A 16,576-nucleotide genomic window follows, 5' to 3' on the forward strand; every position below is an offset into this window, starting at 1 on the left:
GGTCCGAGCCTACCCGTCCCGCGCGGGCCGTGGGTGTTCGTGCGTACAGAGGCGGTGGAACACCCTTGCTGGGCGGGGAGAGCGGGCATACATCCGGGAGCCGCACCCTATGAGCCTCCTCGAAGCCATTGTCCTGGGTCTGGTCCAGGGTCTCACGGAGTTCCTCCCCATCAGCTCCACGGCGCACCTGCGCATCGCGCCGGAGCTGTTCGGCTGGAGGGACCCGGGCGCGGCGTACTCGGCGGTCATCCAGTTGGGCACGGTGGCGGCCGTGCTCATCTACTTCCGCAAGGACATCGTGTCGCTGGTGGCGGCCTTCTTCCGGGGGCTGGCGCGGCGCGAGCCCTTCGGCACGCTGGAGGCGCGGCTGGCGTGGTTCGTCCTGGTGGGCACGCTGCCCGTGGGCATCGCCGGGCTGACGCTGAAGAAGTTCATCGAGAACGAGTTCCGCTCGCTCTACGTGATTTCGGGGAGCCTCATCGTGCTCGCCCTCATCCTCTTCATCGTGGAGAAGCGGGCCTCGCACCAGCGGACGCTGGCGGACATGCGGTGGAAGGATGGCATCCTCATTGGCATGTGGCAGGCGCTGGCGCTGATTCCGGGCGCGTCCCGCTCTGGCACGACGCTGACGGGCGGCCTGTCGCTGGGCCTCAAGCGCGAGGACGCGGCGCGCTACTCGTTCCTGCTGTCCATTCCGGCCACCACGCTGGCGGGCGTCTTCGAGCTCAAGCACCTGCTGGAGGCGCAGACGCGGCCATCCGCCATGGCCCTGTGGGTGGGGACGCTGGTGGCCTTCGTGTCGGGCATGGCGGCCATCGCGTGGCTGCTGCGCTTCCTGCGCACGCGGACGACGCTGGTGTTCGTGGTGTACCGCGTGGCGCTGGGCGTGCTGCTGCTGGCGCTGCTCCAGACGGGGAAGCTGCGTCCGATGTCGGGCGCGGAGAACGTGGAGGTTCCGGGTGAGCCGGGGACGCCGCCGGTGGAGAAGCAGCTCACCGACTAGCGTGAGAGGACGTGGGCCGTGAGTGTGGACGCGCTGTTCCAGACACTGGAGTCACGGCTGTCCTCGCGGCCGGCGCGTGAGGTGCACCTGCCGGGGTGGACCTTGCGGGAGGCCTCGGTGCTGGTGCCGGTGTTCGAGCGGGACGGCGTGCCGCACGTGCTCTTCACGCGCAGGCCCGCGACGCTGCGGACGCACGCGGACCAGTACAGCTTCCCGGGGGGAGGCAGGGACCCGGAGGACGCCACGCCCCTGCACACGGCGCTGCGGGAGACGGAGGAGGAGCTGGGCATCGACCGACGCGGCGTGCGGGTGCTGGGCATGCTGGATGAGGTGCCCACGATTTCGCAGTACCGGGTGCGACCCTTCGTGGGGGTGATTCCCGGGGACGGGAAGTACCGGCCGAGCCCCGAGGAGGTGGCCTTCATTCTGGAGGTGCCGCTGTCGGGCCTCTTGGACCCGTCCATCCTCCGCGTGGAGCGGAAGGAACTCCTGGGGGCGGAGCGGGACCTGTACTTCTACACGTATGGGACGCACGTCATCTGGGGGGCGACGGCGCGGATCCTGCGCGACTTCCTGAACCATGTAACGCAGGCGCCTGGCGGGCTGAGGTAGGGCGCCGCGTCAGGGCAGGCGGGTCCTGAACTGGAGCCATGGGACGAGTTCAGGGTGCTTCCGCTCCACCTGCGTCTTGTGAAGGGCGTGGGCCAGGGTGTTGAGCCCGTGCTTGATCCTGCGCATGACGAGGAGCTTCTCGATGGGGATGGCGCGGAAGTCTTCCTGCGCCAGCGCCATCCATCGTGACGCTTCCTCCAGCGACATCGTCGTGAGGCGCTGGATCCACGCGACGATGGGCTCCGAATCGAGGACGGGGTCACCTTCGCGTTCGCCAAGCTCGGCAATCATCCATGCGCGGAGGCTCATTGCCGATATCCAGAATGTGTGGGCATCGGCACCTGTAGGAGGCCGCTTCACGAGGGCATCGTAGATGCGAAGGGCAACGTGGGCCCAGTCAGGGCTTCTTTCTTCGCGCGCTCTGATTGCGATGGTGAACGCGAAGACCTCCCAGTTGAAGGGCTTGCCCTCTACGGCCCCACCCAGGGTGAGCTGGTCGAGCCATGCATTCATTTTCGAGAGGGGCCACTCCAGGGCCTCATCAAAAATGTCACGAGTCGGGTTCATTGGGCAGGTCTCTAGGGGAACACGATACCGGCTTGAGAGAAGGCCCGTCTGCCGATTTCCAGCGCCCTGGCGCTTATGGCTGCAGGGGCTTCGAAGAGGTAGTGGCCACTGTGCGGCTTGATCGCCACCCCCATGCGCAGCGTGCCATGGGCGGCGATTTCAGCTTCGCCTGCTGCGAGCACTGGGCGTCCTCCGCTGGCGACCGCGTGCGAGATCTCGGTTGCTCGCCATGTGTGCGGGACAATCAGCAACTCCCCCTCCGCAGTCACCACCCACTTGATGGAACCGTTGTTCACATACCGTAGAAAGTCGGGGTCTGTGACTCGGACGGGGCGAACGCCTACCAACCGTGCGATTTTCTGCTCCTTGTCCAATAGGTGGGGTTGTTGATTCTCAAGGAGCTTCGTGGGGACGCCGTCCGAAGATGAGGGTGCGTCTGCATCGCCGGGCCCGCGAGCGGTCATGGCAACCGCGTTGGGCGCGAGGCCCACAGTCATGACGCCCTCCGCCACGGAGATGGAGCGCACGCCCCCTGCCATCGCCGCGGACAGCCGGAAGCCCGCCTGAGTCTCGGCGGCCAGGGCCGCGCTGGCGAAGCCGGGCAGCGTCGGTCCCTTGGAGGCCATGCTCGCGGCTCCACCACTCAGCGCCGCCGTCAGCGCGAGGATGAGCACGCGCGCTCCGTTCTCCCCCATGACCTGGCCGAAGCGGTGCCCCGCGTCCTCCAATTCCTGGAACGACACCGCGCGTTCTGCGTCCGCGGACAGTCGCTGCCAGCCAGCCACGAGGCCCATGAAGGCGTCCACGCCGAGGTAGGCGAGGACGAAGGTCGTCAGGGTGATGGCGACGAGCTTCGTCACGGGCTCGGGCGCGACGACGAGGAGCATGTACGCGGCCAGCGCCGATGTCAGCATGGCCTTGAGCGCGAGCGGGTTGACGACCTCCTCCACGGCGTCCTGCACGCCCTCCCACACGCCATCCCAGGCGAAGGTGAGCGCCATCTGCCGGCGCGCCTTGGCGTCCAGGAAGGTGAAGCCACCCTCCAGGAGCGTGAGGCACTCGCCAGGGCTGTCCTGGCGGGAGCACCAGGCGCCGTAGTCGCGTCCGGCACCTTGGGGCTCCGAGTTCCACGAGGCGTGGCGGACCCGTGGACGCTCCGCCTCCTCGCGAAGGGAGAAGCGCATGTCGAGCACGAGCCGGGTCATCACTTTCCGGAACGCGGCTTCGTCCACCACGACGGGCTTCGCGTTTTTCGGAGGGAGGTAGACGATAGGCTCGCCTTGTCCAGTGTCCAGGCGCACGACTCGCGGTGTCGCGCAGCCCACGAGAAGCACACTCAAGAGCAGTGCACCTGCTTCACGCAACGTCATGCCGTCCCCCTGACGCATGCTCCGAACTCATGGGAGCGCCCATCAGGAGTTAACACCCGGCTCTGACGACGCGAGGAAGCCCGGAAGCACCGGGCCTCATCCCGCCGCGCCTCACGCCTTCTGCTTCTGCTCCAACTCGGCGCGCAGCTTGTCCTCCTGCGCGCGCAGCTCCGGGGTGAACTCGGCGCCGAAGTCCTCGGCCTCGAAGACGGGGCGAATCTCCAGCTCCGACTCCTCACCGGGCATGGGGGGCGGGCAGCGGCGCGCCCACTCCACGGCCTCTTCCATCGACTTCACCTGCCACATCCAATAGCCGGCGATGAGCTCCTTCGTCTCCGCGAACGGACCGTCGATGACGCTCTTCTTCCCATCCGCGAACCGGATGCGCTTGCCCTTGCTGCTCGGGTGCAGCCCGTCACCGGCCAGCATGACGCCGGCCTTCACCAACTCCTCGTTGTAGTTGCCCATCTCGGTCAGCAGCTTCTCGTCGGGCATCACGCTGGCCTCGGAGTTCTTCGTCGCCTTCACAATGACCATGACGCGCATCGGTGCTTCCTTTCAGTTCGGGAGGCGCTGCGTCCTCGTTCAAAATGGCGACGAATAAACCCGGCGAGGATCGACACGCGGCAGAAAAATCGCGATTCCCGCCCGCCGATTGCGCGGTTGCGGACCTTGCGCAGCGCATCAGGGCAGGCGCATCGCCGTGCGCGGGGGCGGGTCCGTAGCCTCACCCCGCGGAGTGGGAGGACTCCGCGAGCGGGGCGCGTGCCCGGTGAATGCCCACCCAGGGGCTCTCCGGGTTGCCTGAACCGGCGGCCGGGCCCAGCAGGCCCTCTCCTCGCGCCTCCCGTGCGGCGTTGTAAAGCGCCGATGCCAGCCTCACCGTCCCCAGAGCCAGCGCCGGTGCGAGGGCGCGCCAGGAGGCGGACATGGTACGGGGCGCACGGAATGAAGGGGGCGGGCTGTTCAGCGCGCTCTCGCGCTTGATGGCGATGCCGCTCCAGGCGCTGGCCGCGGACGCGCTGCCGTCGTGGAACGAGGGGCCCGTGAAGCAGGCCATCCTCGACTTCGTCACCCGCTCCACCACGGAGGGGGACGCCGGCTTCATCCCGCCCGAGGCGCGCATCGCCACCTTCGACAATGACGGCACGCTCTGGCCGGAGCAGCCGCTCGTGCAGGGCGCCTTCATGCTGAAGCCGCTCCGTGCCCGCGTGAAGCAGGCCCCGTCGCTCGCGAAGCGACAGCCGTTCAAGGCCGTGCTGGAGGGCGACCTCTCCGGACTCTCCAGCATGGACAAGTCCAAGTTGATGAAGTTGCTGGGGGAGACCCACGCCGGCATGACGGAAGAGGTGTTCATCCGCGAGGTCCGCACCTTCTTCCAGCATGCCCGCCACCCCAGGTGGAGCGTTCCGTACAACCAGCTCGCCTACGCCCCCATGCTGGAGTTGCTCCGGTTCCTGCGCACGAACGGCTTCCAGACGTGGATCTCCTCGGGGGGAGGCATTGACTTCATCCGCGTCATCTCCGAGGACACCTACGGCATCCCGCCCCAGCAGGTCATCGGCAGCCACCTGAAGAAGACGTTCGACGGCGGGCACGCTCCCTCGGTGCTGCGCCGTGAGGCGCGCGTGGCCCACGTGAATGACAAGGCGGGCAAGCCGGTGGGCATCGACGAGCACATCGGCCGGCGGCCGGTCTTCGCGGCGGGCAACGTGCGCTCCGGCGGCGACATCCAGATGCTCCAGTACACGCGCAGGCGCCCGCGCCCGGGCTTCGCCTTGCTCATCCACCACGACGACGCGGCGCGCGAGTTCGCCTACGAGGAGAAGGACGGGGCGTCACTGAAGGCCGCGCGCGAGGGCGGCTGGGCCGTGGTCAGCATGCAGCGGGATTGGAGGCGCATCTTCAATGGAACGCGAGGCGCACGGACTGGGAACGGGAGGGGATGAAGCGGCGGCGTCCCGCTTCCTGCTGGACCTGGCCAGGGCACTGCATCTGGCCTATCAACCCTCGCTCCTGGTGGAGGCGCGCGTGCGCCGGGTGGCGACGGCCTGGGGGCTGAAGACAGAGGTCTTCACGGTCCAGAGCCTGGCCATGACGCAGGTGGTGGCCCCGCGACGGGCGCCCGCGGGCTTCACGCGGCTGCCCTTCAACCCGCACTGGAATCTGGGCCGCGCGGCGGCGCTCCTCCAGTTGACGGACGACATCGCGGCGGGCGGCGTGGCGCTCCCGGAGGCCCGTGCGCGCTTGGAGCGCATCGTGGCCCAGCGCTCGCCCTTCCCGAAGTGGCTCGTGCTCCTGGCCTACGGCGTGTATGGCGCGGCCGTCGCGGCGCGCGTGGGGGGCGGGTGGTGGGAGATGTTCGCGGCCCTCCTCGTGGGAGGCCTCGCGGGCGTCATCCACTTCGGGACGTTGCGCTCGCAGCGGGTGGACCTGCAGAAGAGCTTCCTCGCGGCGTTCCTGGGGACGCTGGTGGCGTTCGGGCTCCGGTTCGTCCTGCCGCCCTTTGATGTGGTCCAGGCGTTGTTTGGCGGGGCGGTGCTGCTGGTGCCCGCGATGGTGGTGACGCTCGGCTCGTTGGAGCTGGCGACGGAGTCCGTGGAGGCAGGCATGACGCGCCTGGTCTATGGCCTGCTGCGCTTCCTGATGCTTGGCGTGGGCATCATGGCGGCCACGACGTTGTGGCGTTTTGTCTGGCCGCTCCCCGTCCACAGCGACGCGCACGTCCTGCCCCCGCTGGTCACCTTCTTACTGCTGGCCGTCGGCGGCGTGGCGCTGGCCGTCTGCATGGCGGGCCGGCCGCGCGACCTGGTGGGGATTGTCGGCGGGGTGCTGCTCGCCTATGGGACGCAGGCCGGGATGAAGGTGGTGCTGGGGGAGCAGGGGAGCCCGATGGTGGCCGCGTTCGTGCTGGGCGTGGCGGGTCTACTCTATGGCCGGGGCGGGCAGCGGATGCCCATGACGGTCATCATGCCCGGCCTGTTGCAGCTCGCGCCGGGCTTCATGGGCACGCAGGCCGTCATCGCGTTGCTTGGCATGGGGCGCCCGGGTACGGAGGATGCCCGGCCGTTCAACGTGCTGCTGGTGGCGCTCCAACTGGTGCTGGGGCTGGTGTTCGCGACCTTGGTGGTGCCACCGCGCGTCACCGTGGACCGCGACGCCGCCGAGCCGTCGGCTTCCGGGAGCGCGTAGCGCCGGCGGTCGCCGGACGCGCACGGGCGGCGGCGCTCCTTCAGCCGCCCGGCGCCGCGGGCAACTACGCGTGCGACTGCTGGGCGCGGCGGACGAAATGCTCCACCTCTTCGGCCAGCGCCATGACCTGGTCGGCGATGCTGGTCTCCTCCTTGCGCTCGTGCGCCTCCGCCAGCTGGCGCTTCACGCGCTCCTTGATAGGGCCGATGCTCAGGCTGCCCGGGGCCTGGCTTGGGGGGAAGTCGAGCAGGCTCTGCGCGAACCTCTGGACCAGCGCCTGCGCGGGCACGAAGGTGAACATGCGCTCGCCGTACCACTTCAGGTACAGGCCGGACCTCGGGCCGTACTCGAACGGGTCCGAGCGCAGGTTGATGAGGTAGGGCCAGGCCGGGTTGAAGCGCTTGCCGCTGAACCACATGTCCGGGCCTTCGCCGTCCTGGTAGCTGAAGATGAGCTTCCAGTCGTCGTACCGGACGGCCGCGAGGTTCCCGCTGTCGAGCACGTAGATGAACTCGCGCCGGCGGCCCTCCTCCTTGCCCGCGAGCAGCCCGGTCTGGTCATACCCATCCAGGTAGACCTTGAAGGTCTTGTCGCCCGCCTTGTAGCCGCGCTGGCACTGCTCCACGAGGTCCGTGGGTCCGCCCGCCGCGGCGACCAGCGTGGGCATCCAGTCCTCGTGCGCGAAGATGTCGTTGATGACGCGCCCGGGCTCCACCACGCCCGGCCAGCGCACCAGGCAGGGCACGCGCACGCCGCCCTCCCAGGTGGAGCCCTTCTCGCCCCGGAACGGGCTGTTGCCGCCATCCGGCCAGCCCATCTTCTCCACGCCGTTGTCGGTGGAGAAGACCACCAGCGTGTTGTCCGCGATGCCCAGCTCGTCCAGCTTGGCCAGCAGCGCGCCGACGATGTCGTCCAGCTCCCGCATGGCGTCCGCGTAGAGGCCGTGGCCCGTGGCGTTCCGGTACTTCTCCTGGAGGTAGGTCCAGACGTGAGTGCGCGTGGTGTTGTGCCAGAGGAAGAACGGCTTGCCGTCCTTCACGGCGCGCTCCATGAAGTCCAGCGTCCCCTTCAGGAACTCCTCGTCCACGGTCTCCATGCGCTTGCGGGTGAGCGCGCCGGTGTCCTCGATGCGCTGCCGGCCCACCACGCCCCAGCGCTTGTCCTCGGTGGGGTCGTCGCGGTCCGTGGCCCAGGTGTGGAGCACGCCGCGCGGCCCGAAGCGCTCCTTGAAGGCCGGGTCCTTGGGGTAGTCCGGGCACTCCGGCTCGTTCTCCGCGTTGAGGTGGTAGAGGTTGCCGAAGAACTCGTCGAAGCCATGCACCGTGGGCAGGTAGGGGTTGGAGTCGCCCACGTGGTTCTTGCCGAAGTGGCCGCAGGTGTAGCCCAGCGGCTTGAGCAGCTCCGCGATGGTGGGGTCGGAGTCCTGGAGCCCATACTTCGCCCCGGGCATGCCGATGGTGGTGAGCCCCGTGCGGAGCGGGTTCATGCCGGTGATGAAGGCCGCCCGACCCGCGGTGCAGCTCTGCTGGCCATAGCAGTCCGTCATCATCGCGCCTTCCTTCGCGATGCGGTCGAGGTTGGGCGTGCGGTACCCCATCATCCCCTGGTTGTAGGCGCTGACGTTCCAGACGCCGATGTCATCTCCCCAGATGACCAGGATGTTGGGCTTGCGCTGCTTCTGCTTGCCGTTGCCGTTTCCATTGCCCGTGGTTTTCGCTTTGCTTGCCATGTGTTGCCTCCTGGACAGGAGGTGCGCACGTGGGGCCACGGGCGCATGGTCCTGGAGGGCGGGGCGCCAGCCGGTCCCCTCGCGAGGGCGCTCGAGCCCCCGCTCAATGCAGGTGAGGGGGCGCAGGAGGTTCTCCGGCGAGGGGGGGCCTGGCGCTGGCGTCCATGAGGAAGCGGCGCACCGCCACGCCCACGGTGGGGTGCATGTTCTCCGGGCCCAGCCGCTCCAGCAGGCCGGTGCGCCGCAGCAGCGCGCGCAGCGGCGCCCGGGCCTCGGCGATGCCCAGCACCACGTCCGCCTCCTCGAATTCGCGGCGCAGCTTCTCCAGCCCCTCCGCCGCGGTGACGTCCATGTCGAACACGGCGGAGGTATCAATGACGAACCACCGCACGGGCGTCTCCGCGCTGGCGACCAGGGCCCGGGCCTGCTCCCGCAGGTGGCGTGCGTTGGCGAAGAACAGCGGCGCGTCGAAGCGGTAGATGACGAGCCCGGGCACCGTCTCGGAGTTCTCGGACCGCTCGATGTCATGGTAGCCGGGCACGCCCTCGCGCTCGCCCAGCACCGCGTCGTGGGGCCTGGCGGCGCGGCGGATGAGGTCCGCCAGCGCCAGCGCCACCGCGACGAGGATGCCTTGGAGGATGCCCAGCACCAGCACCCCCAACATGGTCACACACGCGAGCACCGCCTCCACGTGCCGCACGCGCCACAGGTCGACGATGGCGCGCACCTGCAGCAGGTACACCGCGGCCACGAAGACGATGGCGCCCAGCGTCACCATGGGCAGGTCGCGCAGCAGGGGCGTGAGGAACAGGGCGAACACCAGCACCACCCCGGCGGCGAGCACCCCCACCAGCTGGGTCCGCCCCCCCATGGTGACGTTGACGGCCGTGCGCGAGTCGCTCCCCGTCACGGGGAACCCCTGGCTGAACGCGTTGGCGAGGTTGGCGGCCGCCTGTCCGAGGAACTCCTGGTTGCTGTCCAGCTTGTATCGGAACCTGTCCGCGTAGAGACGGCCCGTCAGCACGGAGCCGGCGTAGTTGACGAGCGCCAGGCTGAAGGCGGCGGGGAGCAGCGCCCGCACGTCCTCGAAGCGCAGGGATGGCAGGCCTGGCGTGGGGGGCTCCGCGGAGAGTGGGCCCACGACCTTGATGCCCCCGTGCTCCAACTGGAACAGCGCCCCGCCGCCGTGGTGAGGGCCACCAGGATGAGCGGACCGGGCGCCTTGGGGAGCAGCCGCCGTAGCAGCACGAGCGCGGTGATGACGCCCAGCCCCAGCAGGAGCGTGGGGACGTGGGTCCGGTGGAGGTTGGCGGCGACCTCGAACACCTGACCGGAGAACGTGTTGGACTGGCGCTCCAGGCCGAAGAGCCGCGCGAGCTGGCTGCCGATGATGATGAGCGCCGCGCCGTTGATGTAGCCGATGAGGATGGGCTTGGACAGGAAGTCCGCGAGCGCGCCCAGCTTGAGCATCCCCCCGAGCAGACTCAGCGCGCCGACCAGCAACGCCAGCAGCGCCGCCAGCGAGGCGTAGCGGGCGGTGTCCTCCCCCGCCGCCATCGGCGCGAGCGCCGCGGCGGTGAGGATGGCGGCGCCGGCCTCTGGGCCGATGATGAGGTGCCTTGAGGGGCCGAACAGCGCATAGGCCAGCATCCCCACCACGCCCGCGTAGAGCCCCGCCGCGGGGCGCACGCCCACGAGCTGCGCATACGCCAGCCCCTGGGGGATGAGCATCGCGCCAATGGTGAGCGAGGAGAGCAGGTCCGTCCGAAGCCAACGGCGCTGGTAGCGGCGCGCCTGCCGCAGCCCCGGCGGGCCCCGCCGTACCGCCCGCCACGTCCGCGCCGCCAGGTCGCTCACCACCATTTCCCTCTCGTGCCGTCGACTCGTGACACGCTGCGAACGCCGGGCGCGCTTCGCAACGCATGGCTCCCGCGCATGCGGTGCCCGGAGTGGCCGGCTGCCCGGGGTGAATGGCGCGCGGGGGACGTCGTCCCCAGCCCTGCTTCGTTCGCGGGCCGCCATGCGCTGATTGCGGGGCTCCTCTTGCTGTTGGCGGGCGTGCTGCGACTGGGGCGAATCGCCCAATGCTCCTGTCCCTCCGGCTTCGCCTTCGGCCACGCCGGGCGCCGTCGTCTGCCTCAAAAGCCAATCGCGGGCAGCGGAGGCAAGGGGCTCCCCTCCATCGCCCGCTCCAGTGACTCCGCGTAACGGCGGATGCCCGCAAGCCACGAGGCGTCCTTCTGACGATGCTCCGTGGCCGCCAGGATGCGGTGCAGCACCTCACGCGCTGCCCGGTGCGCCTCTTCCTTCCGCGTGTGCTGGCCCACGGCGCCCACCAGCCGCAGCAGCCGGAGCACGACAGCGGGTTCGGCGGCGCCGTAGCGGAGCGTCTGGTCCGTGACCAGGTCCAGGTAGTCGCGCAGCGACGGAGCACGAAGGAAGACGCGCGGGCGCCCGGACATGTCTGGCACCACGCGGAGGCCCAGCCGCAGCCGGCTCAGTTCGCACATCAGGAAGGTGAGCTGATCCAACGCCTCCACCGCGGTGTAGGGGTCGTTGATGCCCGGCGACAGTGCCTTGACGGCCACGTCCACCAACTGGCGCACGCCCAACGCGACGTCCACGTCCTCGTCCCGCCAGCGGTCCGTGCGGATGGCCCGGAGCAGGAGGGCCTCGGCCTCCTCACGCGAAGCGGGGGATGGGCGGTCATCCGCTGCGAACCAACCCACTTCGCCGCCTTGAATCACCGGCTCGCCGATGGCTCGCTCCAAATGGACGACGAGCCGCCTCGTCGTCGCCACTTCCAGCAAGGCCCGCGCATTCACGGAGACGACGAAGCCGTTCTGCTGTGCTCGAAGCGGCCACAGCTCACCCGTGGGCGCTGGGACCTCGGCTGGCGCCTTCATGTCCCCCGCGCGCAGGCGCTCCATCCTGTGCGCGACACGCAGCGTGTCCACGCGCACCCGCTGGACGATGTTCTCCACGCGCATTGTCTGAAGCGTATGGAGCACCTGGAAGATGAGCGCGCCCTCGCACGCCACGAGCAGCAACAAGGCCAGACTGAGCGCCGGACGCGGCGCGCGCCCCGAGTCCGAGACAAGCCCGAACTCGTGCGTGGCCACGAGGCAGAAGACGCTCGTGGCGACGAACACCGGAATCACCACGCGGATGCCCGCTCCGTGCAGGAAATGGCGCAGCAGCCGTGGCGAAAACTGACCGGCGGCGTTCTGCACGACGAGCATGGAGAGGGACAGGACGATGCTCAGCGACGTCAACGCGATCCCCAGCGCGGTGGAGAGCATGTCTCGCGCCTCCGGGGCGGTGGCCTGCCACGCGACACCGCGGAGGACTCTTGCCACGAACGCGGGCGGGTCTACGAACACTACGCCCAGGCCTGCCCCGACCACCGCCCCCACCACGGGCGTGAGCCACAACCGGCGCCGCAGCCACCAACGGAGTGGCTGGGTATTTCGGGGTGGACCGTGCCTGGGGGCACCACGTCCCATGACCGTGCGGGACAGTGCCCGGATGCCCGCCATGCGCAGTCCCTCCGTGACGGCACTGGCCCTGCGCCAGCGCGCTCAAGCCGACCGGCCCCGGCGACCAGGCGTGCCCCTGGGGGCCCTTCCTGGCTCCCAGCGACGAGCCCACCCACCAGAGACTGGGAACGCGCAAGCCTGGCGGCAAGACGCATGAACGGGGCGGGGACCCGCGGGCGGAGCGCCCCTCCTCGGGTGTTCCCGCGCCGCGTGTGGCGCCAGCCCCGGCGGCAAGGGCCCGGCGGCCCGCATCCCCGCCTAGAACTGCAGGTACACGTACGGGCGCGTCTCCACGGAGGACAGGTGGCGGATGCCCAGGCCGAGCACCACCAGCGCCGCGGCGCGCACCGGCACGGGCATGCGGACGAAGAGGTCCGACGACACCGTGTAGAGCTTCATCGGTACGGCATGGAAGAACACGGCCGCGGCCAGCATGGCCCACACCAGCGGGCTCACGTTGGCGATGCCGGGCACGCCCGCCATCATCCGCTCGTAGAACTCACCCGCGTGCGTCATGTCCGCGGCCCGGAACACCACGCGCGTCAGCACGACGATGGTGAACGTCGTCAGCATGCCCAGCGCCACGCGGGGGACGCCCGGGGACTCGGGCTTGCCCACCGACCACTCCCAGCAGCGCGACACGCACAGCGCCACGCCGTGCACCGCGCCCCAGACGGCGAAGCGCCAGTCCGCGCCGTGCCACAGGCCGCCCAGCACCATCACCGTCATCAGGTTGAACAGCACCCGCGGCTTCGACACGCGGTTGCCGCCCAGCGGCCGGTACAGGTAGTCCCGCAGCCAGGTGGACAGGCTCAGGTGCCACCGGTTCCAGAACTCGCCGATGTTCTTCGCCAGGTACGGCCGGTTGAAGTTCTCCGGGAACGTGAAGCCGAACAGCGCCGCCACGCCAATCGCGATGTCCGAGTACCCCGAGAAGTCGTAGTAGAGCTCGAAGGTGTAGGCCACCGCCGCGACGATGCACTCCGCGGAGGCGTACTTCTCCGGCGCGGCGAAGACGGGGTCCACCAACCCCGCGCCCAGCACGTCCGCGATGACCAGCTTCTTCACCAGGCCCACCGCGATGCGGAACAGGGCGTGGGCACCGGCCTCGGGCGTGAGGCCCGGCGTCTGGCGGAAGTGCGCCATCAGCTCCGACGCCCGGACGATGGGGCCGCTCACCACGCGCGGGAAGAAGAGCAGGTACAGCAGGTGCTCCAGGAACGAGTGCTCCGCGCTCGCCTTCCGCCGGTACACGTCCACCGTGTAGCTGATGGCCTGGAAGACGAAGAAGGACAGGCCCACCGGCATCAGCAGGTTGAAGGGCTCGGCGCGGACCTCAATCCCCCACGGCGCCAGCAGCGACAGCAACGTCTGTCGCAGCATCTCCAGGTACTTGAAGCCCGCGAGCAGGCCCAGGTTGGAGACGACCGACACCGTGACGAGCGCCTTGCGGACCCCCTGTGACTGCGCGCGGGCCATGCCCTTCACGCACAGGTGGTCCACCGTGACGCCCACCAGGAAGATGAGGATGGGGAAGGGCGTGAAGGCCGCGTAGAAGAAGAGGCTGCCCACCAGCAGCACGCCAATGCGCGGCCAGTAGTGTCGGTGCACCGCCCAGTACAGGGCGAACACCGCGATGACGAAGACGAGGTACTGGACGCTGTGCGACAGCACGTCAGTTGTCCTCCACGCGCGAGGTGGGGCCCGACTTCTTGTGGACCTCGTACGCCGTGAGCAGCTCCCGGGAGAAGGCCCCCGCCAGTCGCGCGTAGCCTTCCGGAGTCAGTTGGACGCCATCCGCGTGGCCCAGCGCGGGCTGCGCGCGCTGCCACCGCAGCATGGCGCGCTCTCCGCCCATGGCCGCGCGCGGCGACCAGTACGCGCACCCCGCGTCCTTCGCCACCTGCGGCAGCGTGTTCAGCACCGACGCCAGCGAGGGCGCCTCGCTCCACCGGCCGTTGGCGCCCCGCGCCAGCCGGTCCGTGGGGCCCATCACCAGGCACTCCGCGTGGGTGGCCTTGCGCAGCCGCGTCAGCAGCGCGGTGTAGTCCCGGCGCAGCGCCGAGGCATCCAGGCCCGGCTGGTTCGCCTCGTCGGTGCCGTACCAGAACACGAGCAGGTCCGGCCGCCGCGACGCCAACTGCGAGTCCACCGCCGCCGCGTCCATGGCCCCCAGGGTCGACGCCGTGGCGCCGGGGAGCCCCAGCGCGTCGTACACGACGCCCGGCGTGTCGTACTCCAGGGACGCCCCCAGCACCGTGACGTGGCCGTCCTTCGGCGCCGTCACCTCCACGGTGTGCGAGGCCCCCGTCACGGGGAAGGAGCGGACGCGCACGGTGGGCTGGGTCAGCGGCTCCGGCAAGGGCGCGTCCGGCGGCAGCAGCTCGCCGTCCACCGCGATGTCCGGCGCGCGCACGTCCGGCGCGTCCAGCGCGTACAAATCCAACCGGCCCGAGGTCTCCTTCGCCTCCGGGCAGTCCTTGCAGAACTGGATGCGCAGCTTCGCGCCCGGACCGCCCACGGCGCGGATGCCCGTCAGGCCCCACAGGCCTCCAGGGGGCGCGTCCTTGGCGGCGTCCTCCAGGGTCCAGTCCCCCTCCAGCGCGCGCGTCACGCCCGCGGGCTCCAGGCGCGCAGACGCCTTGCCGGCGGCGATGAAGCCCCGGCCCGCGTCGCCGAAGCGCTTCGTCAGCACCTCGCGCACCGCGTCCGTGAATTCATGCGATGCGGTGTGCGTGCCGCCCAACTGCGCGACGCCCACGCGGAGGGCCTCGCCGGACTCGCGGCGCTTCAGCTTGTCGAACGTGCGCGCCAGCGCGGTGTCCGCGTACTGCAGGCCGGTCGGGTCCGCCGCGGCCACCAGCGGCGCCCGGCTCTTCGCGAACGTGCGCTGGAGGGACAGGTCGAAGAGGTGGCCCAGCAGGTCGGAGCCCCGGGCGCGTGGGTGGACGAGGTCGTCCAGCATCAGCCCTTCCTCGAGCCAGCGCAGCGCGGAGCCCTCGCCGCCCATGGCGGCGTAGGCGTCCCAGAACGCGCAGCCGGCCGCGCGGGCCTCCTCGCGGTAGATGTCGCCAATCTCCCGGGTGCCCCGGCGCGACACCACCTCGCCGCTCATGGTGCGCACGCCCGCGTCGATGGGCGCCATCAACAGGCACGCGGCGTTGGGCACGTTGGCGCGCACGCGGGACATCAGCTCCTTTATCTGCGCGCGCACCTCGTCCAGCGTGGTGCGGCCGCGCGAGTAGAAGAAGGCCTCGTTGCCGCCCACCATCATCACCACCAGGGACGGCTTGCGCTGACGCAGCTGCGCGCGGAAGGCGGCGGGCTGGGCGCGCAGGTACACCTCCGCCATGCCGCCCAGCAGGCCCACCGTGTCGTAGACGACGCCCGGCGTGCCCGACTCCAGCGTCATGCCGTGCAGCTCCACCTTGCCGGACGTGGTGAGCGTCAGCGACTTCGCGCCCCGCGGCAGCGTCACGCGGGCGAAGGCCGCCTCCGACTTGCTCTTGGAGAAGCCTCGCGTGTGGATGCGCTGCAGCGGCTTGCCGTCCACGGAGAACTGCACGGAGCCGCTGGCGGGCTGCGCCAGGAAGAAGAGCTCCGCCACGCGCGAGCCCCTCACGTCATAACGCGTGCTCTGGGAGCCCTTCTCCGTGCTGAAGGCCACGCCCGTCCAGCCCACCCGGTCGCGGGGCCACTTGGAGTCCACCAGCCGCTCGATTTCCCAGCCGTCCGAGCCCCGGCCCGAGCGCGTCCAGCGGCCCGCGCTGGCGGGGCGGGTGATGAAGAGGAAGCCCTTGCCGCCCGCGCCGAAGCGCTCCTGGAGCCGGTCGCGCACCAGGTCGGTGATGTGGTCGGAGGCCACCAGCGAGTCGCCCAGGTGCACCACGCGCACCGGCGTGCGCCGGGTGTCCTCGCGCAGCTCGGCCAGGGCCCGGGTGTAGGGCGCCAGCCCGTCCTCCAGGCAGCTCCCGTCCGGCCCCGCCTTGCGGCAGTTGAGCTCGATGTCCACGTGCTGGGAGCCCATGCGCTCGCGCAGGGCCTCCAGGTCCTTCGCGCGCGCCAGGGTGGGGGCGCTCAGCTCCTCCAGGCCGATGCCCGGCGCCGTGGGCACCGCGGGCAGCGGCTCCGCCACCAGGGCGCCGGCGTCGACCTCGTCCTCCACCTCCTCCGTCTCTTCCGGCGGGCGTTTGGCCGCGCCCGCCCCCGCCGTCATCACCTCTCCGGGCGGACGCGCGGCGCGCCCGCCCGACAGCGAGGTCGGCAGGACGAGCGCCACCAGCTTCTCGGGCAGGGGTCCCCGCTGGAGACTCGGGAGGGGCCGGAGGGCGTCTGGGACCGGCGCAAGCGACAGCCCCAGCGCCAACGCGACGGTGAGGATGAGCGTCAGCCCGGTGGATCTGGCCTTGAGGAAGTCCAACAGCGCGGCATGAGACTGGCTTTTGGGTGGCGGGTCAAAACTCTCACCACCCTTCGTGGCCTCGCCGTCTGGAGGGCGGGCAGGCGAGTCCCTCTTTCCCGGCGAGGCCGAAACGGTATGGTGCGCCGCCATGGCAACACCCGC

Annotated in this window: 13 protein-coding genes; 4 read left to right on the top strand and 9 right to left on the bottom strand. The window is 70.2% G+C overall.

Features of this window, described 5'->3' with window-relative positions; all coding sequences use genetic code 11:
* Positions 1-109 precede the first annotated feature (109 nt).
* Both HV826_RS18035 and HV826_RS18040 read left to right on the top strand, forming a co-directional pair.
* Complete coding sequence (locus HV826_RS18035; protein ID WP_176418269.1) at positions 110-1,003, top strand: undecaprenyl-diphosphate phosphatase; 894 nt, start codon at positions 110-112, stop codon at positions 1,001-1,003.
* An 18-nt stretch (positions 1,004-1,021) separates the two neighbouring features.
* The gene (locus tag HV826_RS18040; RefSeq protein WP_176418270.1) at positions 1,022-1,615 is read left to right on the top strand and encodes a CoA pyrophosphatase; all 594 of its coding nucleotides are present in this window, start codon (positions 1,022-1,024) and stop codon (positions 1,613-1,615) included.
* A 9-nt stretch (positions 1,616-1,624) separates the two neighbouring features.
* On the opposite strand, the gene HV826_RS18045 is transcribed toward HV826_RS18040, so the two are convergent.
* The 3 genes from HV826_RS18045 to HV826_RS18055 all read right to left on the bottom strand — a co-directional run bounded on the left by HV826_RS18045 (position 1,625) and on the right by HV826_RS18055 (position 4,098).
* Positions 1,625-2,182: a hypothetical protein gene (locus HV826_RS18045; RefSeq protein WP_176418271.1), complete on the bottom strand. Its 558-nt coding sequence runs from the start codon at positions 2,180-2,182 to the stop codon at positions 1,625-1,627.
* Between the two features lie 11 nt (positions 2,183-2,193).
* Positions 2,194-3,570 carry a hypothetical protein gene (locus tag HV826_RS18050; protein WP_255217275.1) on the bottom strand — a complete coding sequence of 459 codons (1,377 nt, stop codon included), beginning with the start codon at positions 3,568-3,570 and terminating at the stop codon, positions 2,194-2,196.
* Positions 3,571-3,663: 93 nt separating this feature from the next.
* Entirely contained in the window at positions 3,664-4,098 is a 435-nt protein-coding gene (locus tag HV826_RS18055) for a YciI family protein (protein WP_176418272.1), read from the bottom strand.
* 383 nt (positions 4,099-4,481) lie between these two features.
* On the opposite strand from HV826_RS18055, the gene HV826_RS18060 reads away from it, so the two are divergent.
* A complete protein-coding gene (locus HV826_RS18060; RefSeq protein ID WP_176418273.1) occupies positions 4,482-5,501 on the top strand; it encodes an HAD family phosphatase in 1,020 nt (339 codons plus the stop codon).
* On the top strand, positions 5,461-6,744 hold the full coding sequence (locus HV826_RS18065) for a threonine/serine exporter ThrE family protein (RefSeq protein WP_176418274.1): 1,284 nt from the start codon (positions 5,461-5,463) through the stop codon (positions 6,742-6,744). Before HV826_RS18060 ends, HV826_RS18065 begins: the two co-directional genes overlap by 41 nt.
* A gap of 64 nt (positions 6,745-6,808) precedes the next feature.
* Here the strand turns inward: HV826_RS18065 and HV826_RS18070 are convergent, their stop codons facing one another.
* From HV826_RS18070 to HV826_RS18090, 6 genes are all read right to left on the bottom strand, one after another.
* The gene (locus HV826_RS18070; RefSeq protein ID WP_176418275.1) at positions 6,809-8,473 is read right to left on the bottom strand and encodes an arylsulfatase; all 1,665 of its coding nucleotides are present in this window, start codon (positions 8,471-8,473) and stop codon (positions 6,809-6,811) included.
* Positions 8,474-8,576: 103 nt separating this feature from the next.
* The gene (locus HV826_RS37275; RefSeq protein WP_255217279.1) at positions 8,577-9,578 is read right to left on the bottom strand and encodes a SulP family inorganic anion transporter; all 1,002 of its coding nucleotides are present in this window, start codon (positions 9,576-9,578) and stop codon (positions 8,577-8,579) included.
* Complete coding sequence (locus tag HV826_RS37280) at positions 9,491-10,336, bottom strand: SulP family inorganic anion transporter (protein WP_255217276.1); 846 nt, start codon at positions 10,334-10,336, stop codon at positions 9,491-9,493. Before HV826_RS37280 ends, HV826_RS37275 begins: the two co-directional genes overlap by 88 nt.
* Before the next feature lie 275 nt (positions 10,337-10,611).
* Positions 10,612-12,012 carry a DUF2254 domain-containing protein gene (locus HV826_RS18080; RefSeq protein WP_176418276.1) on the bottom strand — a complete coding sequence of 467 codons (1,401 nt, stop codon included), beginning with the start codon at positions 12,010-12,012 and terminating at the stop codon, positions 10,612-10,614.
* 258 nt (positions 12,013-12,270) lie between these two features.
* Complete coding sequence (locus HV826_RS18085; RefSeq protein ID WP_176418277.1) at positions 12,271-13,686, bottom strand: MBOAT family protein; 1,416 nt, start codon at positions 13,684-13,686, stop codon at positions 12,271-12,273.
* 1 nt (position 13,687) lies between these two features.
* Positions 13,688-16,564: a GDSL-type esterase/lipase family protein gene (locus HV826_RS18090; RefSeq protein WP_176418278.1), complete on the bottom strand. Its 2,877-nt coding sequence runs from the start codon at positions 16,562-16,564 to the stop codon at positions 13,688-13,690.
* Positions 16,565-16,576 lie beyond the last annotated feature (12 nt).

The sequence above is a fragment of the Myxococcus sp. AM010 genome (genome assembly GCF_013372585.1).
Taxonomy (GTDB): Bacteria; Myxococcota; Myxococcia; order Myxococcales; family Myxococcaceae; genus Myxococcus; species Myxococcus vastator.